This window comes from Pseudomonas sp. GLN_2, from assembly GCF_043106005.1.
Lineage (GTDB): Bacteria > Pseudomonadota > Gammaproteobacteria > Pseudomonadales > Pseudomonadaceae > Aquipseudomonas > Aquipseudomonas alloputida.
On record NZ_JBICMC010000022.1, the window covers coordinates 92,702 to 113,058 of the forward strand.

General features: G+C 64.2%; 20 protein-coding genes. 12 read left to right on the forward strand and 8 right to left on the reverse strand.

The genetic code is table 11. The features are described from left to right. Positions 1–180: 180 nt before the first annotated feature. Positions 181–2,169 carry a sensor histidine kinase gene (locus ACF8Q6_RS06470; protein ID WP_392489456.1) on the forward strand — a complete coding sequence of 663 codons (1,989 nt, stop codon included), beginning with the start codon at positions 181–183 and terminating at the stop codon, positions 2,167–2,169. A gap of 8 nt (positions 2,170–2,177) precedes the next feature. On the opposite strand, the gene ACF8Q6_RS06475 is transcribed toward ACF8Q6_RS06470, so the two are convergent. Then, entirely contained in the window at positions 2,178–2,303 is a 126-nt protein-coding gene (locus ACF8Q6_RS06475) for a diguanylate phosphodiesterase (RefSeq protein ID WP_392498512.1), read from the reverse strand. A gap of 75 nt (positions 2,304–2,378) precedes the next feature. Here ACF8Q6_RS06475 and ACF8Q6_RS06480 point away from each other — a divergent pair, with 75 nt between their 5' ends. The 3 genes from ACF8Q6_RS06480 to ACF8Q6_RS06490 all read left to right on the forward strand — a co-directional run bounded on the left by ACF8Q6_RS06480 (position 2,379) and on the right by ACF8Q6_RS06490 (position 6,239). Continuing rightward, positions 2,379–4,031 carry an acyl-CoA dehydrogenase family protein gene (locus tag ACF8Q6_RS06480; RefSeq protein ID WP_088513256.1) on the forward strand — a complete coding sequence of 551 codons (1,653 nt, stop codon included), beginning with the start codon at positions 2,379–2,381 and terminating at the stop codon, positions 4,029–4,031. A 105-nt stretch (positions 4,032–4,136) separates the two neighbouring features. Next, positions 4,137–5,600 carry an AMP nucleosidase gene (gene amn / locus ACF8Q6_RS06485; protein ID WP_161775120.1) on the forward strand — a complete coding sequence of 488 codons (1,464 nt, stop codon included), beginning with the start codon at positions 4,137–4,139 and terminating at the stop codon, positions 5,598–5,600. A 6-nt stretch (positions 5,601–5,606) separates the two neighbouring features. Then, positions 5,607–6,239 (forward strand): pseudouridine synthase, encoded by a 633-nt coding sequence (locus ACF8Q6_RS06490; protein WP_392492509.1) that lies wholly within the window; start codon positions 5,607–5,609, stop codon positions 6,237–6,239. Between the two features lie 35 nt (positions 6,240–6,274). On the opposite strand, the gene ACF8Q6_RS06495 is transcribed toward ACF8Q6_RS06490, so the two are convergent. Together ACF8Q6_RS06495 and ACF8Q6_RS06500 are read right to left on the reverse strand one after the other, a co-directional pair. Then, positions 6,275–6,478, reverse strand: a complete 204-nt coding sequence (locus tag ACF8Q6_RS06495; protein ID WP_003249787.1) for a DUF2788 domain-containing protein — start codon at positions 6,476–6,478, stop codon at positions 6,275–6,277. Positions 6,479–6,531: 53 nt separating this feature from the next. Beyond that, positions 6,532–7,008, reverse strand: a complete 477-nt coding sequence (locus ACF8Q6_RS06500; protein WP_003249795.1) for an Lrp/AsnC family transcriptional regulator — start codon at positions 7,006–7,008, stop codon at positions 6,532–6,534. A gap of 395 nt (positions 7,009–7,403) precedes the next feature. Here ACF8Q6_RS06500 and ACF8Q6_RS06505 point away from each other — a divergent pair, with 395 nt between their 5' ends. Next, positions 7,404–8,240, forward strand: a complete 837-nt coding sequence (locus ACF8Q6_RS06505) for a DUF6515 family protein (protein ID WP_041168533.1) — start codon at positions 7,404–7,406, stop codon at positions 8,238–8,240. Positions 8,241–8,396: 156 nt separating this feature from the next. Here the strand turns inward: ACF8Q6_RS06505 and ACF8Q6_RS06510 are convergent, their stop codons facing one another. Then, positions 8,397–9,269 (reverse strand): cation diffusion facilitator family transporter, encoded by an 873-nt coding sequence (locus ACF8Q6_RS06510; protein ID WP_003249799.1) that lies wholly within the window; start codon positions 9,267–9,269, stop codon positions 8,397–8,399. Between the two features lie 22 nt (positions 9,270–9,291). Beyond that, the gene (locus ACF8Q6_RS06515) at positions 9,292–9,711 is read right to left on the reverse strand and encodes a hypothetical protein (protein WP_003249801.1); all 420 of its coding nucleotides are present in this window, start codon (positions 9,709–9,711) and stop codon (positions 9,292–9,294) included. Positions 9,712–9,827: 116 nt separating this feature from the next. Between ACF8Q6_RS06515 and hrpB the strand changes: the two genes are divergently transcribed. Then, entirely contained in the window at positions 9,828–12,356 is a 2,529-nt protein-coding gene (gene hrpB, locus ACF8Q6_RS06520; RefSeq protein ID WP_392492506.1) for an ATP-dependent helicase HrpB, read from the forward strand. A gap of 38 nt (positions 12,357–12,394) precedes the next feature. Here the strand turns inward: hrpB and ACF8Q6_RS06525 are convergent, their stop codons facing one another. Continuing rightward, on the reverse strand, positions 12,395–13,051 hold the full coding sequence (locus tag ACF8Q6_RS06525) for a YciC family protein (RefSeq protein WP_392492504.1): 657 nt from the start codon (positions 13,049–13,051) through the stop codon (positions 12,395–12,397). A gap of 167 nt (positions 13,052–13,218) precedes the next feature. Between ACF8Q6_RS06525 and ACF8Q6_RS06530 the strand changes: the two genes are divergently transcribed. The 6 genes from ACF8Q6_RS06530 (at position 13,219) to ACF8Q6_RS06555 (ending at position 17,894) form a co-directional block, all read left to right on the forward strand. Then, positions 13,219–13,977, forward strand: coding sequence for a DUF2076 domain-containing protein (locus ACF8Q6_RS06530; protein ID WP_392492502.1), 759 nt, complete (start codon positions 13,219–13,221; stop codon positions 13,975–13,977). Between the two features lie 165 nt (positions 13,978–14,142). Continuing rightward, positions 14,143–14,622, forward strand: a complete 480-nt coding sequence (locus ACF8Q6_RS06535; RefSeq protein WP_010955394.1) for an NYN domain-containing protein — start codon at positions 14,143–14,145, stop codon at positions 14,620–14,622. Positions 14,623–14,631: 9 nt separating this feature from the next. Further along, positions 14,632–15,267, forward strand: coding sequence for a PolC-type DNA polymerase III (locus ACF8Q6_RS06540; RefSeq protein ID WP_392492809.1), 636 nt, complete (start codon positions 14,632–14,634; stop codon positions 15,265–15,267). Between the two features lie 118 nt (positions 15,268–15,385). Next, positions 15,386–16,306, forward strand: a complete 921-nt coding sequence (yedA, locus tag ACF8Q6_RS06545) for a drug/metabolite exporter YedA (RefSeq protein WP_014592487.1) — start codon at positions 15,386–15,388, stop codon at positions 16,304–16,306. Positions 16,307–16,361: 55 nt separating this feature from the next. After that, positions 16,362–17,693 (forward strand): DEAD/DEAH box helicase, encoded by a 1,332-nt coding sequence (locus tag ACF8Q6_RS06550; protein ID WP_012053786.1) that lies wholly within the window; start codon positions 16,362–16,364, stop codon positions 17,691–17,693. A 72-nt stretch (positions 17,694–17,765) separates the two neighbouring features. Continuing rightward, complete coding sequence (locus ACF8Q6_RS06555; protein WP_392498519.1) at positions 17,766–17,894, forward strand: hypothetical protein; 129 nt, start codon at positions 17,766–17,768, stop codon at positions 17,892–17,894. Positions 17,895–17,962: 68 nt separating this feature from the next. On the opposite strand, the gene ACF8Q6_RS06560 is transcribed toward ACF8Q6_RS06555, so the two are convergent. Together ACF8Q6_RS06560 and ACF8Q6_RS06565 are read right to left on the reverse strand one after the other, a co-directional pair. Next, entirely contained in the window at positions 17,963–19,201 is a 1,239-nt protein-coding gene (locus ACF8Q6_RS06560) for a TIGR03862 family flavoprotein (protein ID WP_392489561.1), read from the reverse strand. A 148-nt stretch (positions 19,202–19,349) separates the two neighbouring features. Then, entirely contained in the window at positions 19,350–20,264 is a 915-nt protein-coding gene (locus ACF8Q6_RS06565; protein ID WP_004576004.1) for a histone deacetylase, read from the reverse strand. Positions 20,265–20,357 lie beyond the last annotated feature (93 nt).

Sequence of the window (20,357 nt, forward strand, 5' to 3'; positions counted from 1 at the left end):
TTTTCTTTTGAAAGCATTGATTTAGAGCCTTTTCTTTGTGTTTTTATGTGGCCGATTGCCAGGTTGTGAGGCTATGCTAGAGTGCTCGGATAACTCGACAAACGGGTGCTGCAGGATCACGTCGTCTCAAACGGATGGGAGGCTACCGCGACGCGACCGGGCAGGCCATGCTGGGGCTGTATGCGCTATTTGCTGATTGTGCTTATGGGTTTGCTGCCCGTGCTGGCCGGAGCGGTCGATTTCGACGACGCTACCCGGCATCTCCCACTGGGCAAGGCCATGCAGGTTTATGAAGACCCCGATGGCAATGCCAGCATCGCTCAGGTGAGTGCCCCCGGGTTTGCCAAATACTTTCAGCCCCACCGTGAGGATGTGCTGAACGCCGGTTACTCCACCTCGGTGTTCTGGCTCAAGGTCGAGCTGCGCCCCGTTGCCGTGCCCAGCGCAGCCCCGCGACAATGGCTGCTGGAGCTGGCCTACCCGCCGCTGGATCACCTCGAACTGTATCTGCCTGACAGCAGCGGCTTGTACCGCCTGGCGCAGCGCACGGGCGATGCCTTGCCCTACGACAGCCGGCAGATCCGGCAGAACCACTACTTGTTCGAACTGCAACTGCCACCTGGCAAGGTGACCACCGCGTACCTGCGGCTGCAAAGCCAGGGTTCGGTGCAAGCGCCGCTGGCACTATGGTCCCCTGACGCCTATCTGGAAGAGCAGCCCACGCGCCTGTATGTGCTGGGGATGATCTACGGCGTGTTGCTGGTGATGCTGGTGTACAACCTGTTCATCTACCTCAGCGTGCGTGACGTCAGCTACCTCTATTACATCCTTTACATCGCTTCGTTCGGCCTTTACCAGGTCTCGGTGAATGGCGCCGGTGTAGCCTATTTCTGGCCAGACAGCCCTTGGTGGGCGAATGCCTCCACGCCTTTGTTCATCGGTGCAGCCGGCCTGTTCGGTTGCCAGTTCGCCCGGCACTTCCTGCAATTGGGCAGCATCAGCCGTGGTTTCGACCGCCTGTTGCAACTGCTGATGCTGGGTGGCGCGCTGGTCATGGTACTGGCGGTGAGCATGCCCTACGGCATTGCGCTGCGCATGGCCACGCTGCTGGCGCTGCTGTTCACCATAAGCGTTTTCAGCGCCGGCCTTTATGCCTGGTGGCGCGGCTTTCGAGTGGCGCGCTGGTTCATCATCGCCTGGACGGCGTTCCTGCTTGGTGGCCTGGTCAACACCTTGATGGTGCTGGGCTACCTGCCGAACGTGTTCATCACCATGTATGCCAGCCAGCTCGGTTCGGCCTTGGAAGTGGCTTTGCTGTCGCTGGCGCTGGCCGACCGCATCAACAGCCTGCGCGAGCAGCAGGCACAGACCTTGCGTGACACTGGGCGTACGCTGGAGCAACTGAACTTGCAACTGGCCAGGAGCAATCGCCTGAAGGACGAATTCCTCGCCAGCGTGACGCATGAGCTGCGTACCCCGATGAACGGAGTGATTGGCTCGCTCGAGCTGATGCACACCCTGCCGATGGATGCCGAAATGGCTCAGTACCATCACACGGCAGTGGGGTCTGCCCAAGGCATGATGGATATGGTCGATGCCATTCTTACCCTGTCCGAACTGCAGGCCGGCCGCCTGCGGGCGCAGCCGGCACCGTTCAGCCTGCGCGCCCTGTTGCAAGGCTTGCGCGCCGGTTATGCCGGACAGGCGCTGGGCAAAGGCTTGTACCTGAGCCTGGATATTCCGGCCGACCTGCCGGACGGGTTGCTCGGTGACGGGCAGAAACTGGCGCACTGCCTGGGTTGCCTGGTGGACAACGGTTTGAAGTTCACCCATCAGGGCGGTGTGATGATCCAGGTGCGCGGCCGCCGGGTGGGCCCGGATGATCTGGCGTTGACCTTTACCGTCAGCGACAGCGGTATCGGTTTCGATGATCTGGAGCAGTCGATCCTGTACCAGCGGTTCTTCCAGGTCGACGGTTCGATGACCCGGCGGTATGGCGGTTTGGGGATTGGGTTGTCGATTTGCCGGCAGATGGGGGAGTTGCTGGGGGCCAGATTGGCGCATGAATCGACGCGCGGGCTGGGTAGCCGCTTCGAGTTGAGTTTGAATGTAGCGATTTCGCAGGTGCAGATGAGCCCGAACCTGCTGCAGGTGCGGCGCTCGCTGTAGGAGCGGGTTCACCCGCGAAAGGGCCGGGCCTGCTGGCCAATTTCCACCCGCCGTTCGTCGTTGCCGCCGCCACCGTATTCGCGGGTAAACCCGCTCCTACGCGCGCGCACGCCAGCAACCACACGTTTCGTCATTAATACCCCTTTGACTACCCCGCAAGCAGTGCTTCACTGGGTCTTTCAAGCCTACCCGGATCCAGGAGCCCCCCGATGAGCCTGCACCAGTACGCTGAAACCCACGAAGTCACCAACCAGCCGCCGCCGCTCGACGGCGCCAACCTGTACCGCCTCGACCTGCCATTGCAAGAATGGTCAAGGCGTTTTGGCGCGGGGTGGGCCGAGTCGCGGATCGACGCCTATGGTGCCCTGGCCGGCGGCCCGCTGATGCAGGCAGGCTTCCTGGCCAACGCGCACAAACCCGAGTTCAGCAGCCACGACCGCTATGGCCATCGCATCGACCTGGTGGAGTTCCACCCGGCCTACCATGAGCTGATGCGTACCGCCGTCGAACATGGCCTGCCTTCTTTGCCATGGGCCGAACCCCGTGCTGGCGCCCATGTTGCACGGGCGTCGATGACCTACCTGCACAGCCAGGCCGAGGCCGGTACCGGCTGCCCGCTGACCATGACCTTTGCCGCCGTGCCGGCATTGCGCCTGCAGCCTGAGCTGGCTGAATACTGGCTGCCGAAGGTCCTTGCCTGCGAATATGACCCGCGCAACATTGGCGACCGGCACAAGGCCGGGGTCACCCTGGGCATGGCCATGACCGAAAAGCAGGGCGGCACCGATGTGCGCGCCAACACTACCCGGGCCTATCCGGTCGGTGCGCCGGGCCCGGGGCAGGCCTATGAACTGGTTGGTCACAAGTGGTTCTGCTCGGCGCCGATGTGCGACGCTTTCCTGACCTTGGCGCAAACCGAAAAAGGCCTGAGCTGCTTCCTGCTGCCGCGCCACCGCCCCGATGACAACCGCAACCAGTTCTATATCCAGCGTCTGAAGAACAAGCTGGGCAACAGCTCCAATGCCTCCAGCGAGGTGGAGTTCCGCGGTGCGCTGGCGTGGATGATTGGCGAAGAGGGCCGCGGCGTGCCGACCATCATCGAGATGGTCGCCATGACCCGGTTCGACTGCATGGTCGGCTCCAGCGCACTGATGCGCCAGGCGTTGACGCAGGCGGCCCACCATTGCGCGCATCGCAAGGTCGGCGGGCGGGTGCTGAACGAGCAGCCATTGATGCAGAACGTGCTGGCCGACCTGGCCCTGGAAAGCGAGGCTGCGCTTGCCCTGAGCTTGCGCATGGGCCAGGCGCTGGAGCAACTGGACGACCCGCAGCAGGCGCATTTCGCCCGGCTGGTCACGGCGGTGGGCAAGTACTGGATCTGCAAACGTGCGCCGGCCATGATCAACGAGGCCGCCGAATGCCTGGGTGGCGCGGGTTATGTGGAAGACAGCATTCTGCCACGGCTGTACCGCGAGGCACCGGTCAACTCGACCTGGGAGGGCTCGGGCAACGTGCAGTGCCTGGATGTGCTGCGGGCCTTGTCCAAGGAGCCGGGCGTACTCGATGCACTGTTTGTCGAGCTGGGTGACGGGCATGGCGACCCGCGCCTGGCGGCGCATATCGGCAACCTCAAGGGTGCGTTTGCCGACACCGGTGACATGCAGTACCGCGCGCGGCAACTGACCGAGGATATTGCCCTGGCATTGCAGGCCAAGCTGCTGCTGGAGGCGGGGAATACGGAGGTCAGTGATGCGTTTATCGGCAGCCGCTTGGCCGGTGGTGGCCGGGTGTATGGGGCGCTGCCGCGAGGTGTGGATGTGGCGGCATTGGTATCAAGGGCTACACCAGCCTGGCCGCTGTAGCAGCGGGCTTGCCCGCGAATGCACCCAACACCGATCAATGGGGGTGTATTTAACCAAGAAGGCAGGCAAGATGGATCACATGCATGTCCAGACAGGAAGCACAGTGTGAGCCACGCTTTTGTAGTCGTTGATACCCCCGAACAGGCCGTCGACCGTCTGGCGGCCTTGCATGAACAGGCCACAGGTGCCCTGAGTAAGGCCCTCAAGCGTTACCTGAAGGACCGTACCGAGCCCGATACCGATGAGCGCGACCTGTTCCGCTACCCGGCTCTGCGCCTGACCTACTATAGCCATGGCGAAGTCGCCGCCACCACCCGCGCTTATGCCAAGGTCCAGGTTGCCGGCACCTACAGCGTCACCGTCACCCAGCCCGCTGCGTTCCGTGGCTACCTGCTGGAGCAACTGCGCCCGCTGATGCATGACTACACCGTTACGGTAGAAGTCGGCGTCAGCGAGCAGAACATCCCTTACCCCTATGTGGTCGACCAGGGCGACGAATTGGCCGGCAGCGGCATTACCGCTGCGCAGTTGGCGCGGGTGTTCCCCAGCACCGACCTGTCGGCGGCCACCGACAACATCGCCGATGGCCTGTACGACTGGGACCATGCTGAAATCATGCCACTGGCATTGTTCGATGCCGCGCGGGTCGACTTCTCGCTGCGCCGCCTGGTGCACTACACCGGCAGCGACTGGCGCCATGTACAGCCGTGGATCCTGCTGACCAACTACCACCGCTATGTTGACCAGTTCATCAGCCATGGCCTGGAACAGCTGCGTGACGACTCGCGCTTCGTGCGTATGGTGCTGCCGGGCAACGTCGTGATCGAAAAGGGCATGGACCATGGCGAAACCCAGGCTCTGGTGGCCAGCGTGGTCTGGCACCGCTTCCAGATGCCGGCCTACCACCTGATCGCCGCCGACGGCAATGGCGTTACCTTGGTCAACATTGGTGTCGGCCCGTCCAACGCCAAGAACATCACCGATCACCTGGCCGTGCTGCGCCCGCATTGCTGGCTGATGATCGGCCACTGCGGCGGCCTGCGGCAGTCGCAAACCATCGGCGACTACGTGCTGGCACACGCCTATATGCGCCGTGACGGCATTCTCGACCGGGTCGTGCCGCCGAATATCCCGATCCCGGCCCTGGCCGAAGTGCAGATGGCCTTGCAGGAGGCCGCCGCTCAGGTCACTGGCGAGCGTGGCGAGCAGTTGAAAAAGCGCCTGCGCACCGGCACGGTGCTGACCTACGACGACCGCAATTGGGAGCTGCGCTGGGCCCAGGAACGCCCGCTGATCAACCTGTCGCGTGCCGTGGCGGTGGACATGGAAAGCGGCACCATTGCTGCCCAGGGCTACCGTTTGCGCGTGCCTTACGGCACCTTGCTGTGTGTGTCCGACAAGCCGCTGCACAGCGAGATCAAACTGCCAGGTTCGGCCAACGCCTTCTATAACCGGGCGGTCAGCCAGCACCTGAAGATCGGCATTGCCGCCCTCGACCTGCTGCGCACCGAGCTGAACTCGCTGCACTCGCGTAAACTGCGCAGCTTCGATGAGCCGCCGTTCCGCTGAGGATCCATGTCACTGCCACCCCGTAACAAGCCGCGCCGCCCCCAGGCGCGGCCTGCCGCCGGCCCACGTCGCCAGGCCAAGGCGCCACCTGCCGAGCCTCGCCTGATCCTGTTCAACAAACCGTTCGACGTGCTGACCCAGTTCAGCGACGGTGAAGGGCGCGCGACGCTCAAGGACTTCATCGACATCCCGGGCGTGTACCCGGCCGGGCGGCTGGACCGTGACAGTGAAGGCTTGCTGTTGCTGACCAACGATGGCGGGTTGCAGGCACGGATTGCCGACCCGAAGCACAAGCTGGCCAAGACCTACTGGGTCCAGGTGGAAGGCGAACCGAGTGACGAGCAGTTGCAGCGTTTGCGCGATGGTGTGGCGCTGAATGATGGGCCGACCTTGCCGGCTGAGGCGCGGCGCCTGGAAGAACCCGAGCTGTGGCCGCGTAACCCGCCGGTACGCTTTCGCAAGAGCGTGCCGACCGGCTGGCTGGAGCTGGTGATTCGCGAAGGGCGTAACCGTCAGGTGCGGCGGATGACGGCAGCAGTGGGCTTGCCGACCTTGCGCCTGGTGCGCGTGCGCATCGGTGACTGGGCGCTGGATGGGCTGGGGCAGGGTTGCTGGCGGGAGGTCCCTGCCAAGCTTTAGTTCAGGTCAGGGCCCGCGAATGGCCCTGAAATGTTTTATACGCCTTCCAGAAAGCCCACCACCACGCTCTTGATGATAAAGGCCAGCACCCCAAGCCCCAGCACAAAGAACAGGATCAGCGTGCCGAACTTGCCTGCCTTGGACTTTTTCGCCAGGTCCCAGACGATGAAGCCCATGAACCCGATCAACACGGTGACCAGAATGATCATCATCCATTCTTCGAATACGGCGGGATCCATCGGTGTTCTCCAGGCGGGTTGAGCGTCCGATTATACGTCGGCTGGGTAAGCAATTAACGCAGGTGGGTCAATGGCAGCTCGGTGCTGGCCAACACCTGGTTGAGCACGAAGCTCGAACGCACGCTGGTGACGCCTTCGATGCGGGTCAGGCTGCCTAGAAGCAGTTTCTGGTAGTGGTCCATGTCCGGCACCACCACTTTCAACTGATAGTCGGCATCCATGCCGGTGACCAGGCTGCATTCGAGCACCTGTGGCAGGTTGCGGATGGCGGCCTCGAATGTTTCAAAGCGCTCCGGGGTGTGGCGGTCCATACCTATCAACACATAGGCGGTGAGGCTCAGGCCCAGCTTCTTGCGGTCGAGCAGGGCCACCTGGCGCGAAATGTAGCCGTCGTCCTCCAGTTGCTTGACCCGACGCGAGCATGGCGATGGCGACAGGCCGATGCGTTCGGCCAATTCCTGGTTGGAAATGCGCGCATCGCGCTGCAATTCGGCGAGGATGCTCAGGTCGTAGCGGTCAAGTTTGCTCATGGCATTTGCCTTTTCTGTTCGGATTGCTGCGAATTATCAATCCAGGGTGAAAAATTGCGCAAGTGCTATTTATCTGAGCAATCTTCGCAATCCTCTGTCGCAACCCGTCCGGTATCTTTATCACCAGAATCACTGCCCGGACATCAGTCCACGGCGACGCGCCCTAGGCGGGCGGTCGCGGCCAGCCATCCAACAGGATCTGCAGGCCCCCGGGCTACACACCTTCCAGAAGACGGTGTGAGGTGAGCCGGCGCCACAAGTGCCGAGCACGGACGACAATTCCTGAAGGGGGGCCCTGTGGCCTCCCTTTTTTCATGTCGGGAATTTTAATTGGCCTGTGTGGTGGGCGCGGTAGACTGGCGTTGGTTGCAGTTTTTTCTACCGAGAGGAACACCATGACGTCGCGCATCTGGCAGTTGGCAGGTGTTGGTTTGCTGGGTTTGAGCATCAGCCTTGGGGCCTTGGCTGAAGGGCCCGGCGAAGGGCCCGGTGAACGTGGCCAGCAGGTGCAAGGTGAGGGTGGACCGGGGCGCTCGCTCAACTCGCGCGACGAAGTGCGCCAGACCCAACCGCCGCGCCAGGGGTATTACCAGGACATTCCCCGCCGCCACGGTGATGATCACCACTGGCAAGCCGGTGGCCCGGGGCAACGGCCCGGTGGCGACTGGCACGGGCGCCCGGATGGCCACGGCAATGGCTGGGGGCCTGGGCCGCAGTATCGCCCGGGGCACACGGTGGACCATTTTTCTGACCGCTACTGGAAAGTGCCCTACCGGGGCGCTGATTATTTCTACTCGGGGGGGTACTGGTACCGCCCGCACGGGGGCAGTTACATCGTGGTGACCCCGCCGTACGGCGTGCGGGTCAATTACCTGCCGCCTTATGCGCGGGAAGTGTGGTTGGGTGGTGCGCTGTTCTTTCTGGTGGCCGATACCTATTACCAGTACCTGGCAGACAGCCAGGAATATGTGGTGGTCAATCCGCCGGTCGGCGTGCCGTCGCCCGTGCCGGTGGCCCCGGCAAATGGCGGGTATGACGTGGAGGCCTATCCGATGTATGGCCAGGGTCAGGAACAGCAGGAGCAGGACCGCTACCAGTGCCATCGCTGGGCGGTGAGCCAGTCAGGCTTCGACCCGGCGACGGCGACGTACGCACCGGCGGCCACTGTGCTCAGCCACTACCAGCGGGCGCTGGGGGCTTGCTTCAGTGGTCGAGGTTACAGCATCAACTGAACCCTGCACGGAACTGTGTAGGGGCGGGTTGACCCGCGAATACGGTAGCGGCGGCAACGGTGATCGGCAGGTGGAAATTGGCCAGCCGGCCCGGCCCTTTCGCGATGAACCCGCGCCTACAAGGGATTGCGTAATCGGTGGGGCATGGGGGTTACCTCATACCGGGTCGGCATGCACCATCACGTCCGCCTGTGGGTAACGCTGGCGGATCACCCGCGAGGCCTCCACGCACAAGCTGTGCGCCTCATGCAGCGGCAGTTGCCCCGGCAGTTCCAGGTGCAGTTGCACAAACCACTGGTTGCCCGACACGCGCGTGCGCAGGTCATGAACGCCTTTCACGCCTGCAACGGCCAGCACCAGCGCAGCCATGTCCTCGCCAACGTCGCCGGGTAACGCTTTGTCCATCAGGATCGCCGTACTTTCGCGGGCAATTTGCAGCGCGCTCCAGAGGATGTAAAAGGCGATGCCCAGGCCGAACAGCGCATCCAGCTGCGGCCAGCCAAAACGCGCCAGCAACAGGGCCAGCAGAATGCTGCCGTTGAGCAACAAGTCAGAACGGTAGTGCAGGGAATCTGCCCGTACCGCAGTAGAGCCGGTGAGCCGGATGACCTTGTACTGCAGCGCCAGCAGGGCGACCGTCAGCACCAGCGACAGCAGCATCACCGCGATACCGATTGAGGTATCACCCAGCGGTTGCGGGGTGGACAGACGCTCGACCGCCTGCACCCCGATCAGCACCGCACTGCCACCGATGAACAGCGCCTGCGCCATACCGGCCAAGGCCTCGGCCTTGCCATGGCCGAACCGGTGATCATCGTCGGCAGGGCGCAGGGCGTAGTGCACCGCCAGCAGGTTGAGGAACGAGGCCACGGCGTCCAGTGCCGAGTCGGTCAGCCCGGCCAGCAGGCTCACCGAACCGCTCAGCCACCAGGCCAGCGCCTTGCTCAGCACCAGGATGCTGGCCACCGCCAGTGACGCGCGCGTGGCCAGGCGGAGCAGGCGCTGGTGTTCAGCCGGAGTAGTGATCATCCGTGGTCAGCGTCCGTGTGGCTCAGGCTGCCGGTACCAGGCCCATACTGGCCAGTTGTTCGATGCTGCCGCGGTGCTGGATCAGCCGTGGGTCGTTCAGCGGCAGGCGCTGGCCCAGTTCGCTTTCCAGAATGGCTTGCAGCTTCAGGTTGTCGACCTTGCCATCCGGGCTGACGGCTTCTTGCAGTTTGGCCGGGTCAACCTGGGCAGTGCGGCCACCTGGGTAGTAGATGGCGCCGGTGGCAAAGTCGATACCGAAGGCAATCAGCCCCGGGATTACATAGAACAGGATGCCAATGGCATCCATGGCGGCAACCACAGGGTCGATCTTGCCGCCGATCTGGCCGCGCCGGTCCGGGTAGAAAATGGTGCCGCAGGCCGTCAGTTGGGTCAGCAGGGTGGCGATGAGGGCGCCACCGATGACGCGGGTCGAGATGCGCATGTAAATCTCCGAAAAGGTGTTCAGCAGGACAAGCGAAGCGCCTGCACCTGATGTTAAGACCATGATAGAGCAGGCTGGGTTCGCCGTTATACTCGCGAGACTGTTCGAGGACCACCATGATTTCATTACCCATTGATGCTGCCTTGCCCGCCCTGCGCCAGGCTCTGGAAAACCGTGACGAAGTGGTGCTTGAAGCGCCGCCTGGCGCTGGCAAGACCACCCGCGTGCCACTGGCGCTGCTGCACGAACCGTGGCTGGCCGGGCAGAGCATCCTCATGCTCGAGCCACGGCGCCTGGCTGCGCGGGCAGCGGCCGAACGGCTGGCCAGCGAGCTGGGCGAGCAGGTTGGGGAAACAGTGGGTTACCGCATCCGTCTGGACAGCAAGGTCGGCCCGAAAACCCGTATTGAAGTGGTGACCGAAGGCATCCTCACACGCCGCCTGCAAGCCGACCCGGCGCTGGAAGGGGTGGGCCTGCTGATTTTCGACGAATATCACGAACGCAGCCTGGATGCCGATCTCGCACTTGCGCTGAGCCTTAACGGCCGCGAGTTGCTGCGTGACGACCCGCCACTGAAGATTCTGCTGATGTCCGCGACCCTGGAAGGCGAGCGCCTGTCGCGGTTGCTGCACGATGCCCCGGTGGTCAGCAGCGAAGGCCGCATGCATCCGGTGGATATCCGCTGGGGGCGGCCGTTCCAGCCAGGCGAGTTCATCGAGCCACGGGTGGTGGACAGCGTGCTGCATGCGCTGGCTGACCAGGCCGGCAGCGTGCTGGTGTTCCTGCCTGGGCAAGCCGAGATCCGCCGGGTTCACCAAAGCCTTCAGGAGGTACTGGGCGCGCGCCCCGAGATTCTGCTGTGCCCGCTGCATGGCGAACTCGACCTCAATGCCCAGCGTGCCGCTATCGATCCGCCGCCCAAGGGATCGCGCAAGGTGGTGCTGGCCACCAACATCGCTGAGACCAGCCTGACCATCGATGGCGTGCGCGTGGTGATCGACGCAGGCCTGGCCCGAGTGCCGCGCTTCGACCCCGGCAGCGGCATGACCCGCCTGGACACTCAGCGCATTTCCCGCGCCAGTGCCACCCAGCGCGCTGGGCGTGCCGGCCGCCTGGAACCCGGCGTGTGCTACCGCCTTTGGTCCGAGGCCCAGCATGACCAGCTGGCCGCCCATGGCAGTGCCGAGATTCTCCAGGCCGACCTGGCCGGGCTGGCCCTGCAGTTGGCGCGCTGGGGTGTAACCCCCGAGCAGTTGCGCTGGCTCGACCAGCCGCCAGCTGCAGCGTACGCCCAGGCACAGGACCTGTTGGCGCGACTCAGCGCCTTCCGGCCGGGCAGCCGCGACACCCTCAGCGAACATGGCCAGGCCATGGCCGAACTGCCGGCTCACCCACGCATCGCGCACTTGTTGCTGCGCGGCCAGGACCTGGGCCTGGCACAGATGGCCTGCGATGTGGCTGCACTGCTGGGGGAGCGGGACATCCAGCGTGGCGGTGGTGCCGACTTGCACAGCCGGCTTGCGCTGGTCAGCGGTGAGAGCAAGGCTGCGCGTGGCGGCCAGGGGGGTGTGCAGCGTGCTCGTCAGCTGGCCCGGCAATACCGTGGCCTGTTGCGTGGCAAGGTCGGTGCACCGGTTGCCGACCCGGACCACCCACGCTGGCTGGGCGCCCTGTTGGCGCTGGCCTACCCCGACCGGGTCGCCCAGCAGCGCCGGGCGGGCGGGGCGGAGTATCGGCTCGCCAACGGCCGTGCGGCCCTGTTTGGCGAAGTCGATGCATTGATGAAGTGCCCATGGCTGGTGATCGCCGACCTGGGTAGCCGCCAGGGGCAGCGTGAGGAGCGGATCTATCTGGCAGCCGAATTCGATCCGGCGTTGCTCGAGGGTGTGCTGGCCGAACAGGTCGAGCGGGTCGATATCCTTGATTGGGACGAGCGCGAGCAGGTGTTGCGCGCTGAGCGCCAGGTGAAAGTTGGCGAACTGGTCCTCAGCCGCGAGCCGCTGCCCGGGCTGGATGATGAAGCCAGGGCCCGAGCGCTGCTTGGCCTGGTCCGGCGCAAAGGTTTGAACCTGCTGACCTGGACGCCGGAACTGCGGCAATGGCAGGCACGTGTGGCGCTGTTGCGTCAGCTCGACCTGCAGAAGGATGGCCACAGCGAATGGCCTGACCTGGGGGACGAGGCCCTGCTGGCCAGCCTGGAAGACTGGTTACAGCCTTACCTGAGCAAAGTATCGCGCCTCAGCCACTTTGCCGCGCTGGACTTGCCGTCGATGCTGCGCAACCTGCTGCCCTGGCCGCTGCCGCAACGCCTGGAAGAACAGGCCCCGGCGCATCTGGCCGTACCGTCCGGCTCGAACATCCGCCTGGATTACAGCGAAACCCCGCCGATTCTCGCCGTGCGTCTGCAAGAACTGTTCGGCCTTGCCGATACCCCGCGCATCGCCAACGGCCGGCAGCAGGTCAAGCTGCACCTGCTGTCACCGGCACGTCGGCCGGTGCAGGTGACCCAGGACCTGGCCAGCTTCTGGCGCACGACCTATGCCGAGGTGAAGAAAGACCTGAAAGGGCGCTATCCGAAGCATTACTGGCCGGACGACCCTCTGGTGGCCGAGGCTACGGCGAGGGCCAAGCCGAGAGGGAGCTGATGCACAACACTGAGTGTGGCAGGCCGCCCCCGGTGGCCTCAGGTGCTGGCTTCACCTTCCAGCAACATGAACAGGCGGTACAGCACCACGGTGCTGAACAGCTGCAGGAAGCCGCTGAGGCTGTCCATGGCCAGTTCCATCCCAGGTGATGGCTCGGGGAAGGCCATCAAAAGCAGCCCGTCGATGAGCCAGATCGGTGCCAGCACGCCGACCACGCAGATCATGATGCGCATGAAATGCCCGGTGGTCATGCTTGCGCTTTCGCGCATCGCCTGCACCACCGGCCGGCCGCGCAGCACCAGCAGGTACTCGGCAAACACCAGGTTGATCATGATCCACACCCCCGGGAAGATGAACAGCGCCAGGCCGGCCATGATCAGTAACGAGCTGATCAGGATCAGCAGGGCCAGTTGCGGCCACAGCTGCAGGGCGCGGGCGAACAGGTCGCGCTTGGCGATTTCCTGGCCGTTGCTGCGCGTGTCCAGATACAGGATCAGGGCTGCGCTGTACAGCGGGTAGAACAACAGGCTGACCAGCATGCCGTAGGCCGGTGATGCCTGGTCGCCCAACTGCCGGTACAGCAATTGGGTGACCAGGGCTTCCACCACCACCAGCGGCAGGCACAGCTGCAGGATGTTTGGCAGGTGACGGCGGAAGAAGTACAAGGAGTCGCGCAAAACGCTCAGCGGATTCATCAGTCAACATCGCATGGCAGTAAAAACAGGGGCCTAACTTTAGCCCAAAGCAGGCCTGGGGCTGTCACTTGCTGAAAAAAGTTTCACCGCAGCAGTGATTGAATCCCGCGCCTGTACGCCCCATCTTTGACGCTGTCCGATGTCCCGCTACCCCACGAGGTCGCCCCATGAACACTGAAGAACAAACCCTGATCGACGGCCTGTTCGGCCGCCTCAAGCAAGCCGAAGACCCGAGCCAGCCGCGTGACGCGCAAGCCCAGGCGTGCATCGAGCAGCACGTGCGTCAGCAACCGGCGGCGCCTTACTACATGGCCCAGGCGATTTTGGTGCAGGAGGCCGCGATCAAGCGCCTCGACGAACAGAACAAGCAGCTGCAAGCCGAGCTGCAGCAGGCCCGTGCCCAGGCTCAGGCGGCACAAGCCGCCAGCAGTGCGCCGAGCAATGGCGGGGGTGGTTTCTTGTCCAGCATCTTTGGTTCGGGTGGGCGCAACGCAGCCCCGGCGGTGCAGCCACAGCGTCCTTCGGCGCCCCCTGTAGCATCCGGTGGTGGCTGGCGCGAGCCGTCGGCACCTGGTTTTGGCCAACCTCAGGCGCCGCAGCCTGGCTATGGTGCGGCGCCTGCGCGCAGCGGGGCCAGCAGCTTCCTTGGCGGGGCCATGCAGACCGCCGCCGGTGTAGCCGGTGGTGTGCTGCTGGCGCAGGGGATCAGCAGCCTGTTCAACCACAACTCGCAACCGGAAGAAGTGGTCGAGGTCATCAAGGAAGAACCGGCGCCAGCCAGCGACAGTGGCGGCTGGAACGACCAGGGCGGGCAGGAGCAAGTCGCTGACAACGGTGGCTGGGGCAGTGACCAGGGTGGATACGCCGAGGGTGGTTTCGGCAGCGATGACGGCGGGTTCTTCTCGGACGACGATTCTTACGTCTGACAGGTCTGGCATACTGCTGGCATTTCCGGGGGCGCTTTGCTTGCGCCCCTTCGCGGGCACGCCCGCTCCCACAGGTGTACGCGCGAGACCTGTGGGGGCGGGCGTGCCCGCGAAGGGCTGCGCAGCAGCCCCCGCAGCACTCCAGGCCAAAAATGAGGTTCCCAGGTGAAAAAGATCGCGTTGTTCGCCGATGTGCAGAACCTCTACTACACCGTGCGCCAGGCTCACGGCTGCCACTTCAACTACACCGCCCTGTGGGCCGATGTCAGCCGCGAAGGCCAGATCGTCGAGGCCGTGGCTTATGCCATCGACCGTGGCGACAGCAAACAGCAGCAGTTCCAGCAGATCTTGCGCAACCTCGGTTTCGAGGTTCGCCTCAAACCGTTCATCCAGCGCAGCGATGGCTCGGCCAAAGGTGACTGGGATGTGGGCATTACCCTGGATGTGATCGACGCGGCCAGCCGGGTCGACCAGGTGGTGCTGGCCTCCGGCGACGGTGATTTCGACCTGCTGCTGGAACGGGTCATCCAGCGCCATGGCACCGAAGCGGTGGTGTATGGCGTGCCGGGGCTGACGGCGTTGTCACTGATCCGGGCTGCCACCCGCTACGTGCCCATCGAAGGCGCGCTGTTGCTCAAACACTAAGGTCTTTTCATGGAACGTATCGCTGTCATCGACTTTGAAACCACCGGCATTTCCCCCGGTACCGGCTGCCGTGCCACCGAGGTGGCGGTGGTAATGCTCGAGGGTGGGCGCATTGTCGAGCGCTACCAGAGCCTGATGAATGCAGGCGTGCCGGTGCCGGCCTTCGTCGCAGGGCTGACCGGCATCACCACCGCCATGCTGCGCAGTGCGCCGCCGGTGGACAAGGTGATGAACGAGGTGGCCGAGTTCGTCGGCGGCACCCCATTGTTGGCGCACAACGCTGCTTTCGACCAGAAGTTCTGGGACTACGAGCTGAGCCGTATTGGCCGCAGCCGCAGCCAGCCTTTCGCGTGTTCCTTGTTGCTGTCACGGCGCCTGCTGCCCGCCGCGCCGAACCACAAGCTGGGCACTTTGACACGCTGGGCTGGGTTGCCAGACACGGGGACCGCGCACCGGGCCATGGCCGATGCCGAAATGGCCGCCAACCTGCTGCAGCATCTGGCGGGTGTGTTGCACCAGGACCACGGAGTTCAGCAACTGTCGCACGAGCTGCTTTGCCGGCTGCAGAAGACGCCGGCTGCGAAAGTGCGCGAAGCGCTGGCCAAGTACAGTCAGGGGCTGGCAGGTGATCGTCCCAGGCGATAAGCCAGCCACACCGGATGCACCAGAATTGTGCCGCTCATTTGCACCCGTTCTGTAACGTACCTTCACCCAGGCAGGCCGTTAAACTGAGGCACCCGTAAACGGATTTCGAGTTTTCCCCATGCCTGCCTCCCGTCGTTTCCCGCTGTTGCTGATTGGCGCCTTCCTGGCCCTTTATCTGGTCTGGGGTTCCACTTACCTGTTCATTCGCATCGGCGTCGAGAGCTGGCCTCCGATGCTCATGGCCGGTGTGCGCTTCCTGATCGCCGGTGGCCTGCTGTACGGCTTCCTGCGTTGGCGCGGCGTGCCGGCACCTACCTGGCCACAATGGCGGGCGGCAGGGGCGATCGGTTTCTTGTTGCTCAGCTGCGGCAACGGCGGGGTGACCGTGGCCGAGCATGCCGGCGTGGCTTCGGGCGTGGCGGCTTTGGCGGTGGCGACGGTGCCGCTGTTCACCTTGCTGTTCGGCCTGTTGTTCGGGCACCGCAATTCGAAGCTGGAGTGGGCGGGGATAGCCCTTGGGCTGGTGGGCATCGGCCTGCTGAACCTGGGCTCCAACCTGCAGGCAAGCCCGATAGGTGCAGCGCTGATCATCTTCGCGGCGGCGTCCTGGGCGTTTGGCTCGGTGTGGAGCAAGACCTTGCCGCTGCCCCAGGGGCCGATGGCCAGCGCAGCGGAAATGCTGGTCGGGGGGGCGGTGCTGTTGCTGGGCAGTGTGCTATCGGGCGAACGCATGACACAGCTGCCGACCGCCGCTGGCTGGGGGGCGCTGGCCTACCTGGTGTTCTTCGGTTCGATCCTGGCGTTCAGTGCCTACATGTACCTGCTCAAGCACGTGCGCCCGGCAGCGGCCACCAGCTACGCCTACGTCAACCCGGCGGTGGCGGTGCTGCTGGGGATCGTCTTTGCCGGTGAGCAGATTGGCGCGGAGGAGTGTGTGGCGATGGCAGTGATCATCGGCGCGGTGGTGCTGATCGGCCTGCCGCAGTGGCGCAAGGCGCCTGAACCTGTGCCACCGTTGAAAGGTGAAATCTGCAAGTAGGCAGGGGCGATGCGGTAAACTTGCCGCCTTCGCTGAACCCCCTGACGGTATTGCCATGAATTTCGCCAAACTCGGCCTGATCGAACCGCTGCTGCGCACGCTGCAGCAACTGGACTACACCACCCCGACCCCGGTGCAGGCCAAAGCCATCCCCGCCGTGCTGGCCGGCCGCGACCTGATGGCCGCAGCCCAGACCGGTACCGGCAAGACCGCAGGCTTTGCCCTGCCTGTGCTGCAGCGCCTGGCGCTGGAGGGCGAGAAGGTGGCCAGCAACTCGATCCGCGCCTTGGTGCTGGTGCCCACTCGCGAGCTGGCCGAGCAGGTGCATAACAACGTGCGCGAATACGCCGAGAACCTGCCGCTGAGTACTTACGCGGTGTATGGCGGGGTCAGTATCAACCCACAGATGATGCGCCTGCGCCGGGGTGTCGACCTGTTGGTGGCTACCCCTGGCCGCTTGCTCGACCTGTTCCGGCAGAACGCCGTGAAGTTCAACCAGGTGCAGACCCTGGTGCTGGATGAAGCCGACCGCATGCTGGACCTGGGCTTTGCCGAAGAGCTGCAGTCGGTGTATGCGGCACTGCCGCGCAAGCGCCAGACGCTGCTGTTTTCCGCCACCTTCTCCGATCAGATTCGCATGCTGGCGGGGCTGGCGCTGAATGACCCGCTCAGTATCGAAGTGAGCCCGCGCAACGCCACGGCCACCAGCGTCAAGCAGTGGCTGGTGCCTGTGGACAAGAAGCGCAAGGCCGACTTGTTCTGCCACCTGCTGCGCAAGCAGCGCTGGAAGCAGGTGCTGGTGTTCGCCAAGACCCGCAATGGCGTCGATCAGCTGGTGGAGCGCTTGCTGGCCGAAGGTGTGAATGCCGACGGCATCCACGGTGATCGCCCACAGGCAACCCGCCAGCGTGCGCTGGACAGCTTCAAGGCCCGTGAGGTGCAAGTGTTGGTGGCGACCGATGTGGCGGCCCGTGGCCTGGATATCGATGACTTGCCGCTGGTCGTCAACCTCGACCTGCCGATCGTTGCCGAAGACTACGTGCACCGCATCGGGCGTACCGGGCGGGCGGGCAACAAGGGCGAGGCGATTTCGCTGGTGTGTGCGGATGAAGTGCAACTGCTGGCGGCTATCGAGGTGCTGACCCGGCAGACCCTGCCGCGTCACGAAGAGCCAGATTTCATCCCCGAGCACCGGGTGCCGATGACCGATGCCAGTGGGCAGGTTATCAAGAAACCGAAGAAGCCCAAGAAGCCGAAAGAAAACAGCGCCAAGCGCGGGCTGGGGCGCTGGATGGACAGCACTGAAGCCGGCAGCGCGGAACCGGCGGTGAAGGCTGTACGCAAGGTGCCGAGCTTCAATGGTGGGCCGCGCAAGCGCAAGCCTTGAGGTTTTGGGGCCGCTTTGCGGCCCTTTCGCGACGCAAGGCCGCTCCCACAAGGACTGCGCCAGGCTGCAGATGTGTACGGCGACTTTCAGGGCTTCCAGCGCCGGCTCGACTTTGATGCCCAGCGCTGCACCCGGCTCCATTACCCAGGGTTGATGGGCGGGTTTGCGGTGATGATGTTTCTCGACACTGCGCTGGGCTGAGGCTGAACACCGGCTTGTGGGAGCGGCCTTGTGTCGCGAAAGGGCCGCGAAGCGGCCCCGGCAAGCTGTCAGGAAGCCCGAACCCAATCCGCCGCTGCCCGCCCGGCGCGCAAGCCGCTGGCAAAGCACGCCGTGAGCAGATAACCACCGGTCGGCGCCTCCCAGTCCAGCATCTCGCCGGCACAGAACACCCCCGGCATGCCCTTGACCATCAACCCCTCAGCCAGGCCCTCGAAGCGGACTCCGCCGGCACTGCTGATCGCTTCATCCAGTGGCCGCGTGCGTACCAGGGTGATGGGCAATGCCTTGATGGCCCGGGCCAAAGCATCAACGTCGGCAAAGGTCGCCTGATCGGTCAGTTCGCGCAGCAGTGCGGCCTTGACCCCATCAATCCCCAGCTGGCTGTGCAGGTGCTTGGCCATGGAGCGTGAACCGCGTGGTTTGGCCAATGCCTGGGCAATCTTGTCCACAGGCTTGTCCGGCAGCAGGTCGAGCAACAACACCCCGCGGCCTTCACGGTGAATGGCCTCGCGTACCGGTGCCGACCAGGCGTACACCAGGCTGCCTTCCACGCCTTGAGCGGTGAGGATGAACTCGCCCTTGCGCGGTGCGCTGCCCGGGACGCTGAGGGCGATGTTCTTCAGCGGTGCGCCCGCGAACTTGTCCTTGAGCAGCGCGCTCCAGCCCTCTACTTCAAAACCGCAGTTGCTCGGCTGCAAGGGCGAGATATCCACAGCCCGTTCTGCCAGCAGCGGTTGCCAGCTGCCGTCAGAACCCAGGCGCGCCCAGCTGGCGCCACCCAGCGCCAGCACCACGACCGAGGCTTTCACCTGCCGTTCGCCCTGTGGATAAGCAATTCGCAAGCTGCCATCGGTGTTCCAGCCCAACCAGCGATGGCGGGTGTGGATAACTACTCCGTTGTCACGCAGGCGCTTGAGCCAGGCACGTAGCAACGGTGCGGCTTTCATGTCGGTGGGGAACACCCGGCCCGAGGTGCCGACGAAGGTTTCTATGCCCAAACCATGAATCCACTGGCGCAACGCGTCCGCATCGAAGTCGCGTAGCAGTGCTTCGATTTCGCGCTGGCGTTCGGCATAGCGTGCCACGAACGCCGGGTAGGGCTCGGAGTGGGTGATGTTCATGCCGCCGACGCCCGCCAGCAGGAACTTGCGGCCCACTGAAGGCATGGCATCGAACACCTCGACCGCCAGGCCTGCCTTGGCCAGTGCTTCGGCAGCCATCAGGCCGGCGGGGCCGCCACCGATGACGACAGCGGGGGGAGGGGGTGCGGGGTTCAGATCGGGCATGGTGGGCAGCAGGCTGTGGAAAAGAGGCGCATTCTACCGCAGCGCTGCCCATGGAAGCACTGATCAAAAAATAGCCAGTGTTATGCAGGCCTTGCCAGTAAAGGGCTACAGCGCCTTTCGCGCATGTTATCCACAAGCGGTTCCACAGTCATTGTGAACAACCTATGACACGTGCCGCGCTATGGTGAAGGATGCCGTGGCGTCTGGCCAAGGCTGTGCGGTCCTTGCTGTAGCCTCCGCCGATCACGCCCATCACCGGGATATCGCGGCCCAGGCAGTGGCGCAGCACGGCTTCGTCACGGGCGGCAACGCCTGCGTCGGTCAGCTGCAGGTAGCCCAGGGCATCGTCCTTGTGCACATCGACACCGGCGTCATACAGCACCAGGTCGGGTTGATAAAGCGGCAGCAGGTAGTTGAGGGCGTCGTCCACCACCTTCAGGTAGGCAGTGTCGCCCATGCCTCGGGGCAGGGGGATGTCCCAGTCGCTTTGTGCCTTGCGGGCGGGGAAGTTCTGCTCGCAGTGCAGCGACACGGTGATGGCCTCGGGCGTGTCGTGCAGGATGCGCGCGGTGCCGTCACCCTGGTGCACGTCGCAGTCGAAGATCAGCACCCGGTGTACCCGGCCTGCTTCCAGCAGGTAGCGGCTGATGACCGCCAGGTCGTTGAAAATGCAGAAGCCGGCGGGGTGGTCGTAATGGGCGTGGTGGGTGCCACCGGCGAGGTGGCAGGCGATGCCGTGCTGCAGCGCCATCTCGGCAGTCAGCAGTGAGCCGCCGACGGCGCGTACGGTACGCCGGGCCAGGGCCTCGCTCCAGGGCAGGCCGAGGCGGCGCTGGTCCTCGCGCGACAGTTCGCCGTTCATGTAGCGCTCAATGTAGCTGCGGTCGTGGGCCAGGGCGAGGATGTCGTTGGGGCAGATGTCCGGGCGCAGCAGGGCCTGGTCGGTGGTCAGCCCGCTGCCAACCAGGTGGTCGTGCAGCAGGCGGAACTTGTCCATCGGGAAGCGGTGTTCAGCGGGGAACTCCGGGCTGTAATCTTCGTGGTAGATCAACGGCAACGGCATGGATGGGGTCGCAATCAGGGCCAGTGCTGATCTTGCCATGACGGGTGACTGCAATGGGAGTACCTGTTTCTTGCGCCGGTACCGGCCCTTTGT

Bases quoted from the DNA above. Each gene is read 5' to 3' on its own strand.
- ACF8Q6_RS06550 (WP_012053786.1), top strand. From the start codon at position 16,362: ATGAATTTCGCCAAACTCGGCCTGATCGAACCGCTGCTGCGCACGCTG.
- ACF8Q6_RS06560 (WP_392489561.1), bottom strand. From the start codon at position 19,201: ATGCCCGATCTGAACCCCGCACCCCCTCCCCCCGCTGTCGTCATCGGT.
- ACF8Q6_RS06480 (WP_088513256.1), top strand. From the start codon at position 2,379: ATGAGCCTGCACCAGTACGCTGAAACCCACGAAGTCACCAACCAGCCG.
- ACF8Q6_RS06510 (WP_003249799.1), bottom strand. From the start codon at position 9,269: ATGATCACTACTCCGGCTGAACACCAGCGCCTGCTCCGCCTGGCCACG.
- ACF8Q6_RS06500 (WP_003249795.1), bottom strand. From the start codon at position 7,008: ATGAGCAAACTTGACCGCTACGACCTGAGCATCCTCGCCGAATTGCAG.
- ACF8Q6_RS06565 (WP_004576004.1), bottom strand. From the start codon at position 20,264: ATGCCGTTGCCGTTGATCTACCACGAAGATTACAGCCCGGAGTTCCCC.
- ACF8Q6_RS06495 (WP_003249787.1), bottom strand. From the start codon at position 6,478: ATGGATCCCGCCGTATTCGAAGAATGGATGATGATCATTCTGGTCACC.
- ACF8Q6_RS06475 (WP_392498512.1), bottom strand. From the start codon at position 2,303: ATGACGAAACGTGTGGTTGCTGGCGTGCGCGCGCGTAGGAGCGGGTTT.
- ACF8Q6_RS06530 (WP_392492502.1), top strand. From the start codon at position 13,219: ATGAACACTGAAGAACAAACCCTGATCGACGGCCTGTTCGGCCGCCTC.
- ACF8Q6_RS06490 (WP_392492509.1), top strand. From the start codon at position 5,607: ATGTCACTGCCACCCCGTAACAAGCCGCGCCGCCCCCAGGCGCGGCCT.
- ACF8Q6_RS06505 (WP_041168533.1), top strand. From the start codon at position 7,404: ATGACGTCGCGCATCTGGCAGTTGGCAGGTGTTGGTTTGCTGGGTTTG.
- yedA (WP_014592487.1), top strand. From the start codon at position 15,386: ATGCCTGCCTCCCGTCGTTTCCCGCTGTTGCTGATTGGCGCCTTCCTG.
- hrpB (WP_392492506.1), top strand. From the start codon at position 9,828: ATGATTTCATTACCCATTGATGCTGCCTTGCCCGCCCTGCGCCAGGCT.
- ACF8Q6_RS06515 (WP_003249801.1), bottom strand. From the start codon at position 9,711: ATGCGCATCTCGACCCGCGTCATCGGTGGCGCCCTCATCGCCACCCTG.
- ACF8Q6_RS06525 (WP_392492504.1), bottom strand. From the start codon at position 13,051: ATGAATCCGCTGAGCGTTTTGCGCGACTCCTTGTACTTCTTCCGCCGT.
- ACF8Q6_RS06470 (WP_392489456.1), top strand. From the start codon at position 181: ATGCGCTATTTGCTGATTGTGCTTATGGGTTTGCTGCCCGTGCTGGCC.
- ACF8Q6_RS06540 (WP_392492809.1), top strand. From the start codon at position 14,632: ATGGAACGTATCGCTGTCATCGACTTTGAAACCACCGGCATTTCCCCC.